The 815-nt window shown below is 45.4% G+C and carries 1 pseudogene; it reads right to left on the minus strand.

Annotated features, from left to right (window positions below):
* A pseudogene (locus AC1MDJ_RS08180) lies at positions 1–815 on the minus strand (hypothetical protein); the annotation flags it as partial.

Consider the following 815-nt stretch of genomic DNA (forward strand, 5'->3'; position numbering starts at 1 on the left):
ATAAAGTCTGATACCGTGTCGCTGCCGACTAGCCTGCCCGTGTGCGCATCAGACACTGTTGCATTTATGCTACTAGCCTCAGCCTTTTGTATAGTTGATATGCCCAGTGCATTCAGTATGCTTTCATCTCCGATGAACTTTAACTCTGATTGTTTCCCCGTCAATGCAGTCTGGAACACTATAGTGCCTTGCACGGCGTAGTTTCCAGATGTAGCTGTGCTACTAGTTGGCGGAACATAGTGGACTAAATCGCTGGCAGAAAGGGTGCCTGCCATACCCAACGTCTTGATAGCTTCAGCCAGTTTAGCAGTTAAATCAGCGATGGTATCTTCACCTTCTATGTAGATATCCACATTGCCATTATTGCCATATATGCTTAAGGTCTGTGTGTTATCTAGGAGCATGCGACCATCAGAATTAGTGAACTGCGCTATATCTTTCAGCTTGGTGCCGGCTAAGGCGGCACTGCCCGCTTTCACGGCTGATAACGTCACAACGCCCGGAACAATTGGATTATTTAAATCTCTATCCCAGTTGACAGTTGATGTGACAAATTTACCATCAACTATATTAACAGCTGTAAATTTGCCGCTACTATTGGGGTCAACAGATATAGCCACTTGATTGAGATTCGATGACGGAGCGATAGTCAATGTAGCGGTGTCTCCGACAGGTTTAGTAGCCACCCTTACATGATGAGTGCCAGTAGTTGACGCCCCTACAGCTAACAGAACCTTGTCGCCGGCTTTAACAGCATTGGTGACTATCCATGATGTTATTGCTGCTGTGTATGAAAGTCCATTATCAAACTTAAA

Source organism: Candidatus Termitispirillum reticulitermitis, assembly GCF_054655775.1.